The 15,200-nt window shown below is 40.3% G+C and carries 12 protein-coding genes; 8 read left to right on the forward strand and 4 right to left on the reverse strand.

Features of this window, described 5'->3' with window-relative positions; all coding sequences use genetic code 11:
• Positions 1–127: 127 nt before the first annotated feature.
• Positions 128–1,354 (reverse strand): type II secretion system F family protein, encoded by a 1,227-nt coding sequence (locus HH219_RS21125; protein WP_169328539.1) that lies wholly within the window; start codon positions 1,352–1,354, stop codon positions 128–130.
• A 143-nt stretch (positions 1,355–1,497) separates the two neighbouring features.
• Here HH219_RS21125 and HH219_RS21130 point away from each other — a divergent pair, with 143 nt between their 5' ends.
• Complete coding sequence (locus HH219_RS21130) at positions 1,498–2,115, forward strand: fimbrial assembly protein (protein ID WP_349251633.1); 618 nt, start codon at positions 1,498–1,500, stop codon at positions 2,113–2,115.
• Here the strand turns inward: HH219_RS21130 and HH219_RS22345 are convergent.
• From HH219_RS22345 to nadC, 3 genes are all read right to left on the reverse strand, one after another.
• Positions 2,096–2,524: a prepilin-type N-terminal cleavage/methylation domain-containing protein gene (locus tag HH219_RS22345; protein ID WP_169328540.1), complete on the reverse strand. Its 429-nt coding sequence runs from the start codon at positions 2,522–2,524 to the stop codon at positions 2,096–2,098. The two genes, HH219_RS21130 and HH219_RS22345, sit on opposite strands and share 20 nt — an antisense overlap.
• Positions 2,525–2,536: 12 nt before the next feature.
• On the reverse strand, positions 2,537–3,007 hold the full coding sequence (locus HH219_RS21140) for a prepilin-type N-terminal cleavage/methylation domain-containing protein (protein WP_169328541.1): 471 nt from the start codon (positions 3,005–3,007) through the stop codon (positions 2,537–2,539).
• Between the two features lie 485 nt (positions 3,008–3,492).
• A complete protein-coding gene (gene nadC / locus HH219_RS21145; protein ID WP_169328542.1) occupies positions 3,493–4,338 on the reverse strand; it encodes a carboxylating nicotinate-nucleotide diphosphorylase in 846 nt (281 codons plus the stop codon).
• Positions 4,339–4,853: 515 nt separating this feature from the next.
• Between nadC and ampD the strand changes: the two genes are divergently transcribed.
• The 7 genes from ampD (at position 4,854) to HH219_RS21180 (ending at position 14,721) form a co-directional block, all read left to right on the forward strand.
• Complete coding sequence (gene ampD / locus HH219_RS21150; protein WP_169328543.1) at positions 4,854–5,399, forward strand: 1,6-anhydro-N-acetylmuramyl-L-alanine amidase AmpD; 546 nt, start codon at positions 4,854–4,856, stop codon at positions 5,397–5,399.
• A 24-nt stretch (positions 5,400–5,423) separates the two neighbouring features.
• Positions 5,424–6,275: a beta-lactamase regulator AmpE gene (ampE, locus tag HH219_RS21155; RefSeq protein ID WP_169328544.1), complete on the forward strand. Its 852-nt coding sequence runs from the start codon at positions 5,424–5,426 to the stop codon at positions 6,273–6,275.
• A gap of 452 nt (positions 6,276–6,727) precedes the next feature.
• The gene (gene pdhR / locus HH219_RS21160) at positions 6,728–7,477 is read left to right on the forward strand and encodes a pyruvate dehydrogenase complex transcriptional repressor PdhR (RefSeq protein WP_054203087.1); all 750 of its coding nucleotides are present in this window, start codon (positions 6,728–6,730) and stop codon (positions 7,475–7,477) included.
• A 104-nt stretch (positions 7,478–7,581) separates the two neighbouring features.
• A complete protein-coding gene (gene aceE, locus HH219_RS21165) occupies positions 7,582–10,248 on the forward strand; it encodes a pyruvate dehydrogenase (acetyl-transferring), homodimeric type (RefSeq protein ID WP_054203088.1) in 2,667 nt (888 codons plus the stop codon).
• A 10-nt stretch (positions 10,249–10,258) separates the two neighbouring features.
• Positions 10,259–12,163 carry a pyruvate dehydrogenase complex dihydrolipoyllysine-residue acetyltransferase gene (gene aceF, locus HH219_RS21170; protein WP_169328545.1) on the forward strand — a complete coding sequence of 635 codons (1,905 nt, stop codon included), beginning with the start codon at positions 10,259–10,261 and terminating at the stop codon, positions 12,161–12,163.
• Positions 12,164–12,344: 181 nt separating this feature from the next.
• Positions 12,345–13,772, forward strand: a complete 1,428-nt coding sequence (gene lpdA, locus HH219_RS21175; protein ID WP_054203090.1) for a dihydrolipoyl dehydrogenase — start codon at positions 12,345–12,347, stop codon at positions 13,770–13,772.
• 259 nt (positions 13,773–14,031) lie between these two features.
• A complete protein-coding gene (locus HH219_RS21180) occupies positions 14,032–14,721 on the forward strand; it encodes a DTW domain-containing protein (protein WP_054203091.1) in 690 nt (229 codons plus the stop codon).
• Positions 14,722–15,200 lie beyond the last annotated feature (479 nt).

A 15,200-nucleotide genomic window follows, 5' to 3' on the forward strand; every position in this document is an offset into this window, starting at 1 on the left:
TACAGCTTACAGCTTACAGCTTACAGCTTACAGCTTACAGCTTACAGCTTACAGCTTACAGCTTACAGCTTACAGCTTACAGCTTACAGCTTACAGCTTACAGCTTACAGCTTACAGCTTACAGCTTTTATATAACTGCACCAAGTTGGAAAATCGGTAAGTACATCGCAATAATTAAACCACCGACTAATACACCAAGCACTGCCATAATTAATGGTTCTAGCAGGCTAGATAAGCCATCAACTGCATCATCAACTTCTTGCTCATAAATAGTGGCAACTTTTGCAAGCATGCCATCTAAAGAGCCAGATTCTTCACCAATAGCGACCATTTGAATAACCATATCAGGGAATATTTTTGAGTTGCGCATTGCCCAGTTCATTTGATTGCCTGAGCTTACCTCGGCTTTAATATCTAAAATGGCGTAACGGTAAACAGCATTACCCGAAGCACCTGCAGCGGAGTCGAGTGCATCAACAAGTGGTACACCCGCCGCAAAAGTGGTCGAAAGAGTACGCGCATAGCGGGCAACGGCGGCTTTATTTAATATCATACCAATCACAGGAAGCTTTAATATTGCACGGTCGTTGGCATCACGCAGTTTTTTACTTTTTAATAAAGCTTCTTTATAAGCGTAACCAGCCGCCACCATAATTATAAGAATGACCCACCAATACTCTTGCATAAATTCAGATATGCCAATAACCATTAAAGTGAATGCTGGAAGCTCTGCGCCAAAGCCGGCAAAAATATCCTGAAATTGTGGTACCACAAAAATAAGCAAGATAGAGGTAACAATAAGAGCTATAACTAGCACCGCAATAGGGTAAAACATGGCTTTTTTAATTTTTGATTTCAGCGCTTCAGACTTTTCTTTGTAAAGCGCTACACGATCAAATATTTTATCCAAGGCACCGGATTGTTCGCCAGAGGCGACTAAGTCGCAGTATAAATCATCAAAATAACGCGGGTGTTTACGTAGAGCCTGTGATAGTGGATCACCTGCTTTCACTTCGTCACCAATGGTTTCCATAAGCTTAGAAACACTTTTATTTGTTGACCCTGTACCAATCATTTCGATTGATTGAATGAGGGGCACTCCTGCCATTAGCATGGTAGCAATTTGCCGTGTTACCAAGGCAATGTCTTTGGGGGTTATTTTTTGCATACGCGCACCAAACAACGGTTTGGCTTTGCGTTTTACTTTAGAAGGAGTAATACCTTGTTTACGTAATTGAGCTTTAACTAAAGCAATGCTTGTTCCTTGCATTTCGCCTTCTAACCTTTTTCCTCTAGCGCTTACGCCGATCCACTCAAAGGTATCTTGTCCTTTTCTTTCTGCTTCTTTAGCCATGTTTATTCCAAATTACGTTCGGGAAATAATAAAAATATTATACTCTATAGTAGCTAGCTTTAACGTCTTAAACAATTGATTAGATAAACTTAAGCTGATTAAATAGTCAAAAATTAATTAACTCATTCTTCGGGAGGGATATTGTGGGAAAAGTGAATGTTATTTATCTAAAAAAAGTAAAATGGACGAGTTTACATTTTATACTAGGGTTGCTTTTATTATCAGCCGTTGGTTTTTATATCTATTTTCAGTGGTTTTATGCTGGTCGGCATCATCTAACTGATTTAATAGGGCTTGCGGGAATTATTATTTCTATCGATTTAATATTGGGGCCTATACTGAGCTTTTGGTTGTTATCGCCAGTCAAAACAAAAAAAGAAAATATTATTAACTTACTTCTGATTATTTTTTTACAGCTATCTTCTTTAGGCTACGGAATAAACCAGATTGATGGGCAGCGTTTAGCTTATATTATAAAATGGCAAGCATCGTACTTTGCGGTATCAAAATCTGATGCGAGAGAGTATGGGGTATCTGAGAACTTCTATAGGTTTAATGAACCATTGGTTGGCAGTGAAAAACGAGAAATGTATGACTATTTACTTAAAAAATCTATACCACCTATCGAAATGTATGAGTTTTTTGAACTATCAAGCTTTGAGAATGAGTGTCAACCTATATGTGGAGTGATTACAAAGAATGGCATTATTAATATTACAAAAAGCAATGACGTGCTTACGTTTAACAAGTCCCTTCGCTAATGCATGTACTTGTAGGGGATAACTCCCATAGGAGTTGATTTGAATTTATAGTGGCGATCATTATATAAGTATCGCCGCTTGATATAGATGCTTCACTACTGGCTGTAGAGGTGATTTTATAACTCCCAGCTGCATAAGATATTTCAATGTTAGCAATAAAGTTTGGTGCAAGGTAATTGGGTTTTTTTACACCTATTTTACTAAAAGAATCACAGTTACTTAGCGTTTCTTTGGTATAAAAGCAAATTTCCACTGCGCGCTGTAGTGAGTTTGTTGCTAATGTGACTTCAGTAAATTTGGCGCGTTTATAATGATTATTATAGGCAGGAAGAGCTAATGATACCAAAATCCCCATAATGGCGATGGTAATCATTAGCTCGATTAATGAGAAGCCAAGCTTGTTTCTCATTATACTAATTTATTAACAAAGACCTGCAGCGATACAAGTACTTGTTGAAGCTTCAGCCCAAGTCAATGTACCTAAAGATGCACCGGCCGCACCGCCTACGCCAGCACCAGTAGCAACAGTTGGTGTTAAGATGTATGTAGCACCATCAACAGTAGCTGCGCCAGTACCTGTGATTACTGCTGTAGTGCCAGTAACACCAACGCTAGCTACATGAGTACCAGCTGCAGCACCTGCGGTATTTAAACCGATTTTAGCCGCAGTATCACAATTTGCTAAACTACCAGCACCACGAGTTTGGAAACATACATCTACAAGACCTTTAGCTGAAGATGCCGCAAGTACAACCTCAGAAAAACGGGCTTTTTTAGTATATGTTTGGTACTGCGGTAAAGCGATAGCAGCAAGAATACCGATGATTGCGATAACAATCATTAATTCAATTAGGGTAAAACCCTTTTGTTTCTGTTGTGTCATTTTTTCCATGTTCCTCTCCTAAAGGATAGTGATTTTTTTGTAAGGTAAGTTGCTTTATGAGTAAACTAATAAAGTATGTTTATCTTACGGTTTTTTAAAAAATTATTTTAATTCTTATACCTACCCAAAATTGATTGGAAATAGGCGTTTAGAATTACTTTAGCACTAAAATAGCTTTTTGAAAGCTGTTTTGCACTGAACTCATAGAATTTTAGGAACTTTCTGAGAGTTTTATGCGCAGACTAATTTCAAAAAACAAGTGATTATTTTTATCAGATAGTTTTTGAATATAAAAAACACATCCGTATAAATCTTTTGTATTGCTTGGGGAGAGTTTCGCTCATCCTTGCGGCTTACTTTATCACTATTTTAATGTAAAAGTGATACTGAAATTAACAGTTTGTTACAAAATAATCCTTTCGTCGTATTTAATGCTTTTTTGGTCAATTTGTCAACGGATTAGGTAAAAATTAAATAATTTATTTGTAGAATTTTTACTCGAAACGCATAGATAAGTCGATAGATTGTAAGTTTTTTGTAAGTGCGCCACTGGAGATAAAATCAACCCCTGCTTGTGAGTAGGTTCGTAGTGTTTCTAAGGTCATATTACCAGAGACTTCTAATTTGGCGCGTTTATTGGTAAGTACAACCGCTTGTTGAATCTGCTCAACGCTAAAGTTATCAAGCATTATAATATCAGCACCGGCATTAATGGCTTGATCTAGCTCATGAAGTGATTCAACTTCTACCTCTACAGGTTTAGTTGGGTGATTTAGTTTTGCTTGAGCTACGGCTTTATCAATACCACCACAGGCGGCTATATGGTTTTCTTTAATTAAAAACGCATCAAATAAGCCTATACGGTGATTTTCCCCGCCACCACATTTAACTGCGTATTTTTGTAGGGCACGCATACCTGGAATCGTTTTACGAGTATCAAGTAATTGGGTGTGGGTTCCATTGAGCTCTTTTACGCAATGCGCGGTTGTTGTAGCTGTGCCAGAGAGTGTTTGCACAAAATTAAGTGCTGTACGCTCGGCGGTTAAAATCGCGCGTGCTGAACCTGATGCTGTAAATAGGGTGTCGTTAGCTTTTACCGTATCACCATCGTTTACCAGTACATTGACTGTGACGCTAGGGTCAACTTGGTTGAACACTTCTATAATAATGTCTTTACCACAAAAAACGCAGTCTTCACGGGTGATCACTTTTGCATTGGCTTGTTGTGATGCTGGAATTAATTGCGCAGTGATATCGCCTTGCTCAGCAGTTTGATAATTTAAATCTTCATCAAGGGCAAGTTTAACGAGTTGGCTTAATAGGCTGTGTGGGATAGACATTATAAAAGCTCATTATAATTAGGAAATTGCACAAATTTTACATGGTTTGATGAGTGAATAGAAGAGCTATCAGCCGCCCAGCATATATTGTAGGTCGTCATTTATGGCGACAGTGTTTGTTATTTTAATGTTGGCGCGCTAAAACGCGACCTACAGGATCGTTTTCTAGTAATACGTCGGCGTGGGTTTATCTTGCGCAATTAAAGTTCTTTAAGTGACTAATTCACCACAGAGGACACTGAGTTCACAGAGAAGAAATAAGTGATGTTTTACTTGGGTTTTCTTGGTGTAGCGCGCAGCGCTTTTGCGCTCTCAGTAGTAAAAATAGCCATTGTCGCCATAAATGACGACCTACAGGATCGCGGTGCTAGCAATATAATATATAGGCGTGGGTTTACTCTGCTTAAATGTTAGGGCAGTCGCGGTATAAACCTGCAGCTACGTTTTATTACTTTGCTGTCATTGTGCTTAAAAATCTATTAGCATCTTACTATGTACTTATTTACAGATACATTATGAAAATAAACTCTTTTGGCGTCGTTGATACGGCGATTCAGCGGCCATGTACTCATTTTGATGAGCGCCCAATTGGCGAGCTTATTTCTTTATTGGTCATCCATAATATTTCTTTGCCTGCAGGGCAGTTTGCTACGCCATATGTTGATGATTTATTTATGGGGTGTATTGATCATCAAGCTCATCCTAGCTTTAGTGATTTACAGGGTTTGAGAGTCTCTGCACATTGCTTTATTAAGCGCTGCGGTGAGATAGTACAATACGTACCTTTTAGTAAGCGCGCTTGGCACGCTGGGCGGTCTGAATTTTTAGGGCGCAGCCAGTGTAATGATTTTAGTATTGGTATTGAGCTTGAAGGGACTGATACAACGCCATATACCCAAAACCAATATAATGCATTACAATCCTTAACTAACGCATTGACTAATAAATATTCAGCGATTACTCAGGAGCGAATTGTTGGACATTGTGATATTGCGCCTGGACGAAAAAGTGATCCTGGTGAGAGTTTTGATTGGCAGTTTTATTTTGCCGGACTATTTTAAAAAGCGACAAGCTAAGAGACCGTTATGATTTTAATTTCTATTATTATCGCATTAATTTTAGAGCGCCTTGGTGCGCGATCAAATTATTGGCAAATTAGTCATTATGCACAGGGGTATTTATCTCGTTCTAAAAAGCAACTCAGTGATAAAGGAATGTTTAATTCTGCTCATGGGTTTTTAATTTGGCTTGTACTGCCAGTTATTGCGAGTGCGTTGGTGTATACCTTTTCTGATTTTGTATTATGGCAGTTAGTCGTTAATGTTGTGATACTGCTTGTGTGTTTTGGCTGTGCTAAGCATCGAGTTTTATATAAATCTTATTTGAATGCTCTTACTCGTGGTGATAGTGAGGCTGCTACTTTGTATGCGTATCAAATGGGACAAAAGCGCACTGAAGATGAAGTTGGGGGAGAGAGCTTTGGGCAAACACTTGCGTGGATCAATTTTCGCTTCTATTGCGCTGTGATTTTTTGGTTTGTAGTGTTAGGTGTCCCCGGTGCAGTACTCTATGCATTAGTGCGTACTTACGGCGATATAGTACGCGAAGATCATAGCGTGGCGTATGCAAAACGGTTTAAGCTTATTCATACTTTATTATTTTGGCTTGATTGGCTACCTGCGAGAATTGCAAGCTTTGGTTATTTAGTAATAGGTAACTTCAATAAAGGAACGAGTTGTTGGTTACGCTATGTACTCGACTTTTCTGTGAGTAATCGTAAAGTTGTAACCAATACGGCATTAGCGGCTGAGCAAATTGAGCAGCAGCACTTTGGTTGTACCTATGAAGCTACGTGTATGGTGAAATTAGTAAAACGAAATGTATTGTTTTATTTGGTGCTAATTGCATTACTTACTTTGTTTGGTGGCTTAGCGTAAAGAAACAGCTGCTAGGTGTTATATTTGTTTTGTGGGAACAGGCTTTAGCCGTGATTGTTCTAGGTTTTGTGTTAAAGCCAATCGGCGCTAAAACGCTCTCCTACGATGGTATGTAGCTCGCAGCTTCTTCTCATTTATTCTCTTTGTATAAAAGTTTTTTAGGTATTTATTGATAGTAAATAATCGGCTTCTCAGTGTTTAATTGTCTGGTCAGACCATTTCGATTTGATATAAAAAACCTTTCCAAACACTCGCTTTACCTCATACTGTTTAATCTTTATGCTAAATGCGTTAGTCTGCTTTACAGGGCTCTGTCGTAGTGAAATTGACAGCAAACACGCTTTTTGATAACGTATGGCACAAATTTGGTATGACCAATTTACCTTTTGCTCCAGTTGCAGGTAGAAAACTATTTTTTAAGTCATTCCTATCACTATTACGGACGTCCATTAATGTCTTTAAAGATTAAAGCAGCAAAACTATCGGATGTTATTTTAGAGCAGCTTGAGAACATGATTCTTGAGGGCTCATTAGCACCAGGTGAAAAACTGCCGCCAGAGCGTGAATTAGCAAAGCAATTTGAAGTATCTCGACCTTCATTACGTGAAGCAATTCAAAAGCTAGAGGCTAAAGGCTTAGTAACACGTCGCCAAGGTGGCGGGACGTTTGTAAAAAATCAGCTAGAAGAAGGGTTGACGGATCCATTATTTGATTTGATCAGCAAGCACCCGGAATCGCAGTTTGATTTACTTGAGTTTCGCCATGCCTTAGAAGGAATTGCCGCATATTATGCCGCACTTCGTGGTACTGGCACCGACTTTGAGAAAGTGAAGCAAAGCTTTGATTATATCGCTTTAGCTGATGTTGATTTACAGCAAAAAGCCAAAGCAATTAATGCGTTTCATTTTAGTGTTGCTGAAGCGTCACATAATGTTGTGCTATTGCACTTAGTACGTGGCATGCAAGCGCTATTAGAGCAAAATGTATTACAAAATTTAACGGTGTTGTTAGAAAAACCGCATATTAGTAAGCAGTTGGCTCAGCATCGTCGTTTATTAATGGATGCAGTGATTGAAGGGAATCCTGAGCAAGCACGCCTTGCCAGTAATGCTCACTTAGCTTTCATTGAAGAAGCATTATTGGAAGCGGGCAAAGAGCATTCGCGGATTGAACGTAGTTTAAGACGCACCAAACAAAATTAAGTAAAGATTAATAATTTAAGCAAGCACTGACTGTAATATAGCAACGCTTTATACCACAGTGCTTATTAAGAACATTCGTATTTTAAACATAAGGAAACCTCCATATGTCTGAAGTCAATAAAATTGACGTAGACGCGCTAGAAACACAAGAGTGGTTGCAAGCTCTTGAATCAGTTGTGCGCGAAGAAGGTGTTGAACGTGCTCAGTTTTTACTTGAGCAAGTATTAGAGCAAGCCCGTTTAGACGGTGTTGATATGCCAACAGGCATTAACACAAACTACGTTAATACGATCCCGGTTGATCAAGAACCTGCTTACCCAGGGGATGTAAACCTTGAGCGCCGTATTCGTTCTATTATTCGTTGGAACGCAATCATGATTGTATTGCGTGCTTCGAAAAAAGACCTCGACTTAGGCGGCCATATGGCGTCTTATCAGTCATCGGCTGCGTTTTATGAAGTGTGTTTTAACCACTTCTTTAAAGCCCCTAATGATGTTGATGGCGGTGACTTAGTTTATTATCAAGGTCACATTTCTCCAGGTATTTATGCGCGTGCATTTGTTGAAGGGCGTTTATCAGCTGCACAGCTTGATAACTTCCGTCAAGAAGTTGATGGTGAAGGCATACCGTCTTACCCACACCCTAAATTAATGCCTGAATTTTGGCAATTCCCTACAGTATCAATGGGCCTAGGTCCAATCGCGTCTATTTATCAAGCGCGATTCTTAAAGTACTTAGATGGCCGTGGCTTGAAAGACACTAAAAATCAACGTGTATATGCGTTTTTAGGTGATGGCGAAATGGACGAGCCAGAATCACGTGGTGCTATTTCTTTCGCTGCGCGTGAAAAGCTAGATAATCTGTGTTACCTAATTAACTGTAATTTACAGCGTTTAGATGGCCCAGTAATGGGTAACGGTAAAATCATCCAAGAGCTTGAAGGCTTATTTAAAGGCGCTGGCTGGAACGTCATTAAAGTAGTATGGGGCAGCGGTTGGGATATCTTACTTGCTAAAGATACTACCGGTAAGTTACTACAATTGATGAACGAAACCATCGATGGTGATTATCAAACATACAAAGCTAAAAATGGCGCGTACGTACGTGAACATTTCTTTGGTCGTTACCCTGAAACAGCGGCACTTGTTGCTGACATGACAGACGACGAGATTTTTGCTCTTAAGCGTGGTGGTCATGAACCATCAAAATTATACGCTGCATTTAAAAAAGCTGAGCAAACAAATGATCGTCCAACGGTTATCCTTGCTAAAACTGTAAAAGGTTACGGCATGGGTGAAGCGGCTGAAGGTAAGAATATTGCGCACCAAGTGAAAAAAATGGACATGTCACATGTGGCACATTTACGTTCACGCTTAGGTTTAGATGATTTAGTGTCTGAAGAGCAACTTGCAGAGCTACCTTATTTAGAACTTGAAGAAGGTTCGCCAGAGTACAAATACCTACATGCTCGCCGTGATGCATTGAAAGGTTACACGCCAAAACGTATTCCTAACTTTACTGAAAAGTTACAGCTACCAGAAGTAGAAGCATTTAAGCCATTACTTGATGAGCAAAAACGTGATATTTCTACCACGATGGGCTTTGTGCGTGCACTTAATATCTTATTAAAAGATAAGGGCATTGGTAAAAATATCGTACCAATTATTGCTGACGAAGCGCGTACGTTTGGTATGGAAGGTTTATTCCGTCAAATCGGTATTTATAACCCGCATGGCCAAAACTATACACCACAAGATCGTGATATCGTTTCTTACTATAAAGAAGCTACATCAGGTCAAGTACTGCAAGAAGGTATCAATGAGTTAGGTGCAATGTCGTCATGGGTTGCTGCTGCAACATCATACAGCACTAACGATTTACCAATGATCCCATTCTACATCTACTATTCAATGTTTGGTTTCCAACGTGTTGGCGACATGGCATGGATGGCAGGTGACCAACAAGCACGTGGTTTCTTATTAGGTGCTACAGCCGGTCGAACAACGCTAAATGGCGAAGGTTTACAGCACGAAGATGGTCACAGCCATATTCTTGCTAACACTGTGCCTAACTGTATCTCTTACGATCCAACCTATGCGTATGAAGTTGCGGTTATCATCCAAGATGGTATTCGTCGTATGTACGGTGAAGATCAAGAAAATATTTACTACTACTTAACGCTAATGAACGAAAACTATGCACAACCTGCTATGCCAGAAGGTGCTGAAGATGGTATTCGTAAAGGTATCTACAAGCTTGAAAGCTACGCGGGTAAAAAAGCCAACGTACAGTTATTAAGCTCAGGTACTATCATGACCGAAGTACGTAAAGCCGCAGCTATCTTAAGTGAAGATTACGGTATTGCATCTGATGTATTCTCTGTAACGTCATTCAATGAATTAACGCGCGAAGGTCAAGATGTTGAACGTTTCAACATGCTTAACCCTGAAGGCGAACAAAAAACTGCGTACATCACGAGCGTCTTAAATGATTCAGTGACTGTTGCCGCAACGGATTACATGAAAAACTACGCAGAGCAAGCGCGTTCGTTTATTCCAAGCAGCAACTATAAAGTGTTAGGTACGGATGGTTACGGTCGTTCTGATAGCCGTGAGAATTTACGCCGTCACTTTGAAGTTAACGCCAGCTACGTAGTGGTTGCTACGTTATCTGAACTTGCTAAACGTGGTGAAGTTGAAAAGTCAGTTGTTGTTGAGGCACTTAAAAAGTTCAACATCGACACTAACAAACTTAATCCACTGTACGCATAAGAGGTTTGCAATGAGTATTGAAATTAATGTACCAGATATCGGTGGCGATGAAGTCGAAGTAACCGAAATTCTAGTGAGCGTTGGTGACAAAGTTGAAGTTGACCAATCATTACTAACGGTTGAGGGTGATAAAGCCTCAATGGAAGTACCCGCTGCACAAGCCGGTACTGTAAAAGAAATTAAAGTAAATGTTGGTGATACGGTCACTACAGGGACTTTAGTATTCTTGTTTGAAGGCGAAGAGCAAGCATCAAGTGCTGCTCCCACTGAACAAGCAAAAACAGAAGACGCAGCACCTGCTGCATCTTCAGGCTCAACGACTAAAGAAGTTACCGTACCAGATATCGGCGATGATGAGGTTGAAGTGACTGAGATCCTGGTTGCCGTTGGTGACACTGTTACTGAAGAGCAATCAATCTTAAATGTTGAAGGCGACAAAGCAGCGATGGAAGTTCCAGCGCCGTTTGCTGGGACAGTTAAAGAAATTAAAGTGGCTGCTGGCGACAAAGTAAAAACAGGCTCACTTGTGTTTGTTTTTGAAGTAGTCGGTAGTGAACCTGCACCTACGCAAGCAGAAAAAGCAGCGCCAGCACAAGAGTCTGCGCCTGTACAAAGCTCAGCACCAAGCAGCAAAGAAGTAAACGTACCTGATATTGGTGGTGATGAAGTAGAAGTAACTGAAATTTTGGTTGCTGTTGGTGATAGCGTTACTGAAGATCAATCAATCTTAAACGTTGAAGGCGACAAAGCGGCAATGGAAGTACCAGCCCCCTTTGCAGGTACTGTTAAAGAGATTAAAGTAGCCGCAGGCGATAAAGTATCGACCGGTTCACTTATCTTTGTATTTGAAGTTGCCGGTAGTGCACCTGCTGCATCTGCACCAGCAGAAAAAGCCGCTCCAGCACCTGCAAAAGCAGAGTCAGCACCTGCAAAAGCAGCACCTGCAAACGCCAGTAATGAAAGCTTTGAAAACAACAGTGCGTATGCACATGCATCGCCAGTTGTACGTCGTTTAGCGCGTGAGTTTGGTATCAACCTTGCAAACGTGAAAGGCTCTGGCCGTAAAGGTCGTGTTGTTAAAGAAGACGTGCAAAACTATGTGAAAAACCTAGTTAAGCAAGTTGAGTCAGGTCAATTATCTGCAAGTAAAGGTAATGCTGACGGCGGTGAGCTTGGTTTAATTCCATGGCCAAAAGTTGATTTTGCTAAATTTGGTGAGATTGAAGAGAAGAAACTTTCTCGTATTCAAAAGCTATCGGGTAAAAACTTACACCGTAACTGGGTGCAAATTCCTCATGTTACTCAGTTTGATGAAGCTGATATCACCAGTCTTGAAGTCTTCCGTAAAGAACAAAATGCGCTTGCAGAGAAGAAAAAGCTAGGTGTTAAAATCACCCCGCTGGTATTTGTAATGAAAGCAGCAGCAAAAGCACTTGCTGAGTTCCCTACATTTAACTCTTCACTTTCTAATGATGGCGAAAGCTTAATCCTTAAAAAGTACATCAACATCGGTGTTGCGGTTGATACACCTAACGGTTTAGTTGTGCCAGTATTTAAAGATGTTGATAAAAAAGGCATCATTGAATTATCGCGCGAGCTGATGGAAGTATCGGTTAAAGCACGTGACGGCAAACTAACTTCGTCTGATATGCAAGGTGGTTGTTTTACAATTTCAAGCTTAGGCGGGATTGGTGGTACAGCCTTTACGCCAATCGTAAACGCGCCAGAAGTTGCTATTTTAGGTGTATCTAAGTCTGAAATGAAACCGAAATGGAATGGCAAAGAGTTTGAACCAAAATTAATGGTTCCACTTTCAATGTCATACGACCATAGGGTGATTGACGGAGCATTAGCTGCACGCTTTACTGTCACTCTTGCAAGTTACATGAGCGATATTCGCCAATTAGTAATGTAAGCAATTGGTGCATGTAGCTAAATAAATAGAATCAAATCCCAGCCAGTTGTTTTTTGCTGGGATTTTTACCATTTGCAATGATACAATCTTTGCACAAAGATCTGCTCTGATTTTCTGCCTTGCAGAAACTTGGCAGTTAAACTTTAGGGCAGTGTCCCGTTCAAACAATTAAGGTAATAGCATGAGCAACGAATTAAAAACTCAAGTTGTTGTACTAGGCGGTGGTCCTGGTGGTTACTCTGCAGCTTTCCGTGCTGCTGACTTGGGCTTAGAAGTTACATTAGTAGAATCTCGCGATACATTAGGCGGCGTATGTCTTAATGTTGGTTGTATCCCTTCAAAAGCACTTTTACACGTAGCTAAAGTAATTGATGATGCAGCAGCAATGGAATCTCATGGTGTTACTTTTGGCGCACCAAAAATTGACTTAGACCAAGTACGTTCTTGGAAAGATTCTGTAATCGGTCAGTTGACTGGTGGCCTAGACGGCATGGCTAAAATGCGTAAAGTAAAAGTGGTTTACGGTTACGGTAAATTCACTGGTAGCAACACTATCGCTGTTGAAGGTGCTGATGGCGCAACAACTATCACGTTCGATAATGCTATTATTGCAGCGGGTTCTCAGCCTGTTAACTTGCCTTTCATTCCACAAGATGACCGTGTAATTGATTCAACTGGCGCATTAGAACTTAAAGATGTACCAGAGAAACTACTTGTATTAGGTGGTGGTATTATTGGTCTTGAAATGGGTACTGTGTATCGTGCATTAGGTTCTGCAATCGATGTTGTAGAGTTTGCTGATCAATTAGTGCCTGCTGCCGACAAAGACATCATTAAGATTTACCAAAAATACGTGAGCAAAAAGTTCAACGTAATGTTATCAACTAAAGTTGTTGGCGTTGAAGCGAAAGACGATGGTCTTTATGTAACGTTTGAAGGTAAAAATGCACCAGCAGAGCCAGTACGTTATGACAAAGTGCTTGTAGCAGTTGGTCGTACACCAAACGGTAAATTACTTGATGCTGACAAAGCGGGCGTTAATGTTGATGAGCGTGGCTTTATTAATGTTGATAAGCAGCTTAAAACAAACGTTAGCAACATATTTGCAATTGGTGACATTGTTGGTCAACCAATGCTTGCACATAAAGCGGTTCATGAAGGTCATGTTGCTGCTGAAGTTATCTCAGGTCAAAAACACTTCTTTGATCCTAAATGCATTCCTTCAATTGCCTATACTGATCCAGAAATCGCGTGGGTTGGTGTAACTGAGAAAGAAGCAAAAGAGCAAGGCCTAAGCATTGAAACTGCGGTATTCCCGTGGGCTGCATCAGGTCGTGCAATTGCATCTGCTCGTACTGAAGGTTCAACTAAGCTGATCTTTGATAAAGAAAGTGGCCGTGTTATCGGTGGTGCTATGATTGGTATTAACGCAGGCGAAATGCTTGGCGAAATCGGCTTAGCAGTTGAAATGGGCGCAGATGGCGAAGACTTAGCGCTTACTATTCACGCTCACCCAACATTGAACGAATCAATCGGCCTAGCAGCTGAGATTTTTGAAGGTTCAATCACTGATTTACCAAACAAAAAAGCAGTTAAAAAGAAGAAGTAAGCTCTTTTAGTTAATTGTTTAAAAACCCAAGCCTCGGCTTGGGTTTTTTGTTTTTTTAGAAGCCATAAGTCATAAGCTATAAGTTTTAAGCAGTCTGAGTGTTTTTTAAGCATTGACATAATAATTTGCAGCACTCAAAATTTTTGCCTTACCGCTTACCGCTTACCGCTTACCGCTTACCGCTTACCGCTTACCTTGATATCAATTCCAACTGACTTTAGCTATAATACGCGCCGATCAATTTTTAGGTATAAAGCTTGTGATTAACCGCTCTTCTAATTCAGTACTTGCCTTGCGCGCGCAGCAAATTAGCGAATCTCGTCGGGAGTTTAATGCCCGTGGCGGCAAAATGGATCGCTGTGAGCAATGTTTAATTGCAAAGCATTATTGCATTTGTGACGGTGTAGAGCAGGCAAACTGTGAGGCCGCTGTATGTATGCTGATGTACCACAATGAAAGTTTTAAACCTTCTAATACCGGTCGTTTGATTGCTGAAATAGTTCCTGACAATTATGCTTTTCGTTGGGATAGAACCGAGCCCGATCTTAAACTTTTAGCGCTGTTAAATGATCCACAATATCAACCTATGGTGATATTTCCAGCTTCAGATATTGAAAACCCTGCACGAGTTGTTACCGAGGTGGAGCATCAACCAAATAAACGTCCTTTGTTTATCTTTTTAGATGGCACATGGCGCGAAGCAAAAAAAATGATTCGTAAAAGCCCTTACTTAGATAATTTACCTGTGCTGTCGATCACTGCTGACAAGCTATCTGATTATCGCCTGCGTGTTGCCCCTCACGCTCATCAACTTGGTACCGCTGAAGTGGCTATTATGGTATTAGCATTGGCAGGTGAATTAGATGCATCAAATAAACTCGAGCAGCATTTTATGAAGTTTCGCGACGCGTACTTATTAGGTAAGCGCAACAAAGGCCGACCACAATAACGAGTAAATTTAAACGCTGTATACCCAAACCACCTCGAGATGCAGACTTCAGCGTTTCACAGGTGTTTAATATCAAGGCGTTATTTTGTAACAATGGTAGTCCCTTTTAAGAAGTAACAACGATGAGAGTAAGCGTCTGTGAAATGCCCAGCAGGTTGGTTTAAATGCGATTTATACTGCGTTACTTTTATAAGGGATTGATTTTAATAATAGAAACATTATGACTTGCAATCAATGCCTGCCTTAATCGCTTTTAATTCCAACTGAAACAGCATCTGAGGTGGCTTGGGTAATAAGAAGTAAACCCGTATTAAAATGCTATGCATAACAATAGCAAAATAGTTTAGTATTTTTTGATAGCTGATAGCTGATAGCTGATAGCTGATAGCTGATAGCTGATAGCTGATAGCTGATAGCTGATAGCTGATAGCTGATAGCTGATAGCTGATAGCTGATAGCTGATAGCTGATAGCTGATAG

The organism is Pseudoalteromonas sp. NEC-BIFX-2020_015 (assembly GCF_012952265.1).
Lineage (GTDB): Bacteria > Pseudomonadota > Gammaproteobacteria > Enterobacterales > Alteromonadaceae > Pseudoalteromonas > Pseudoalteromonas neustonica.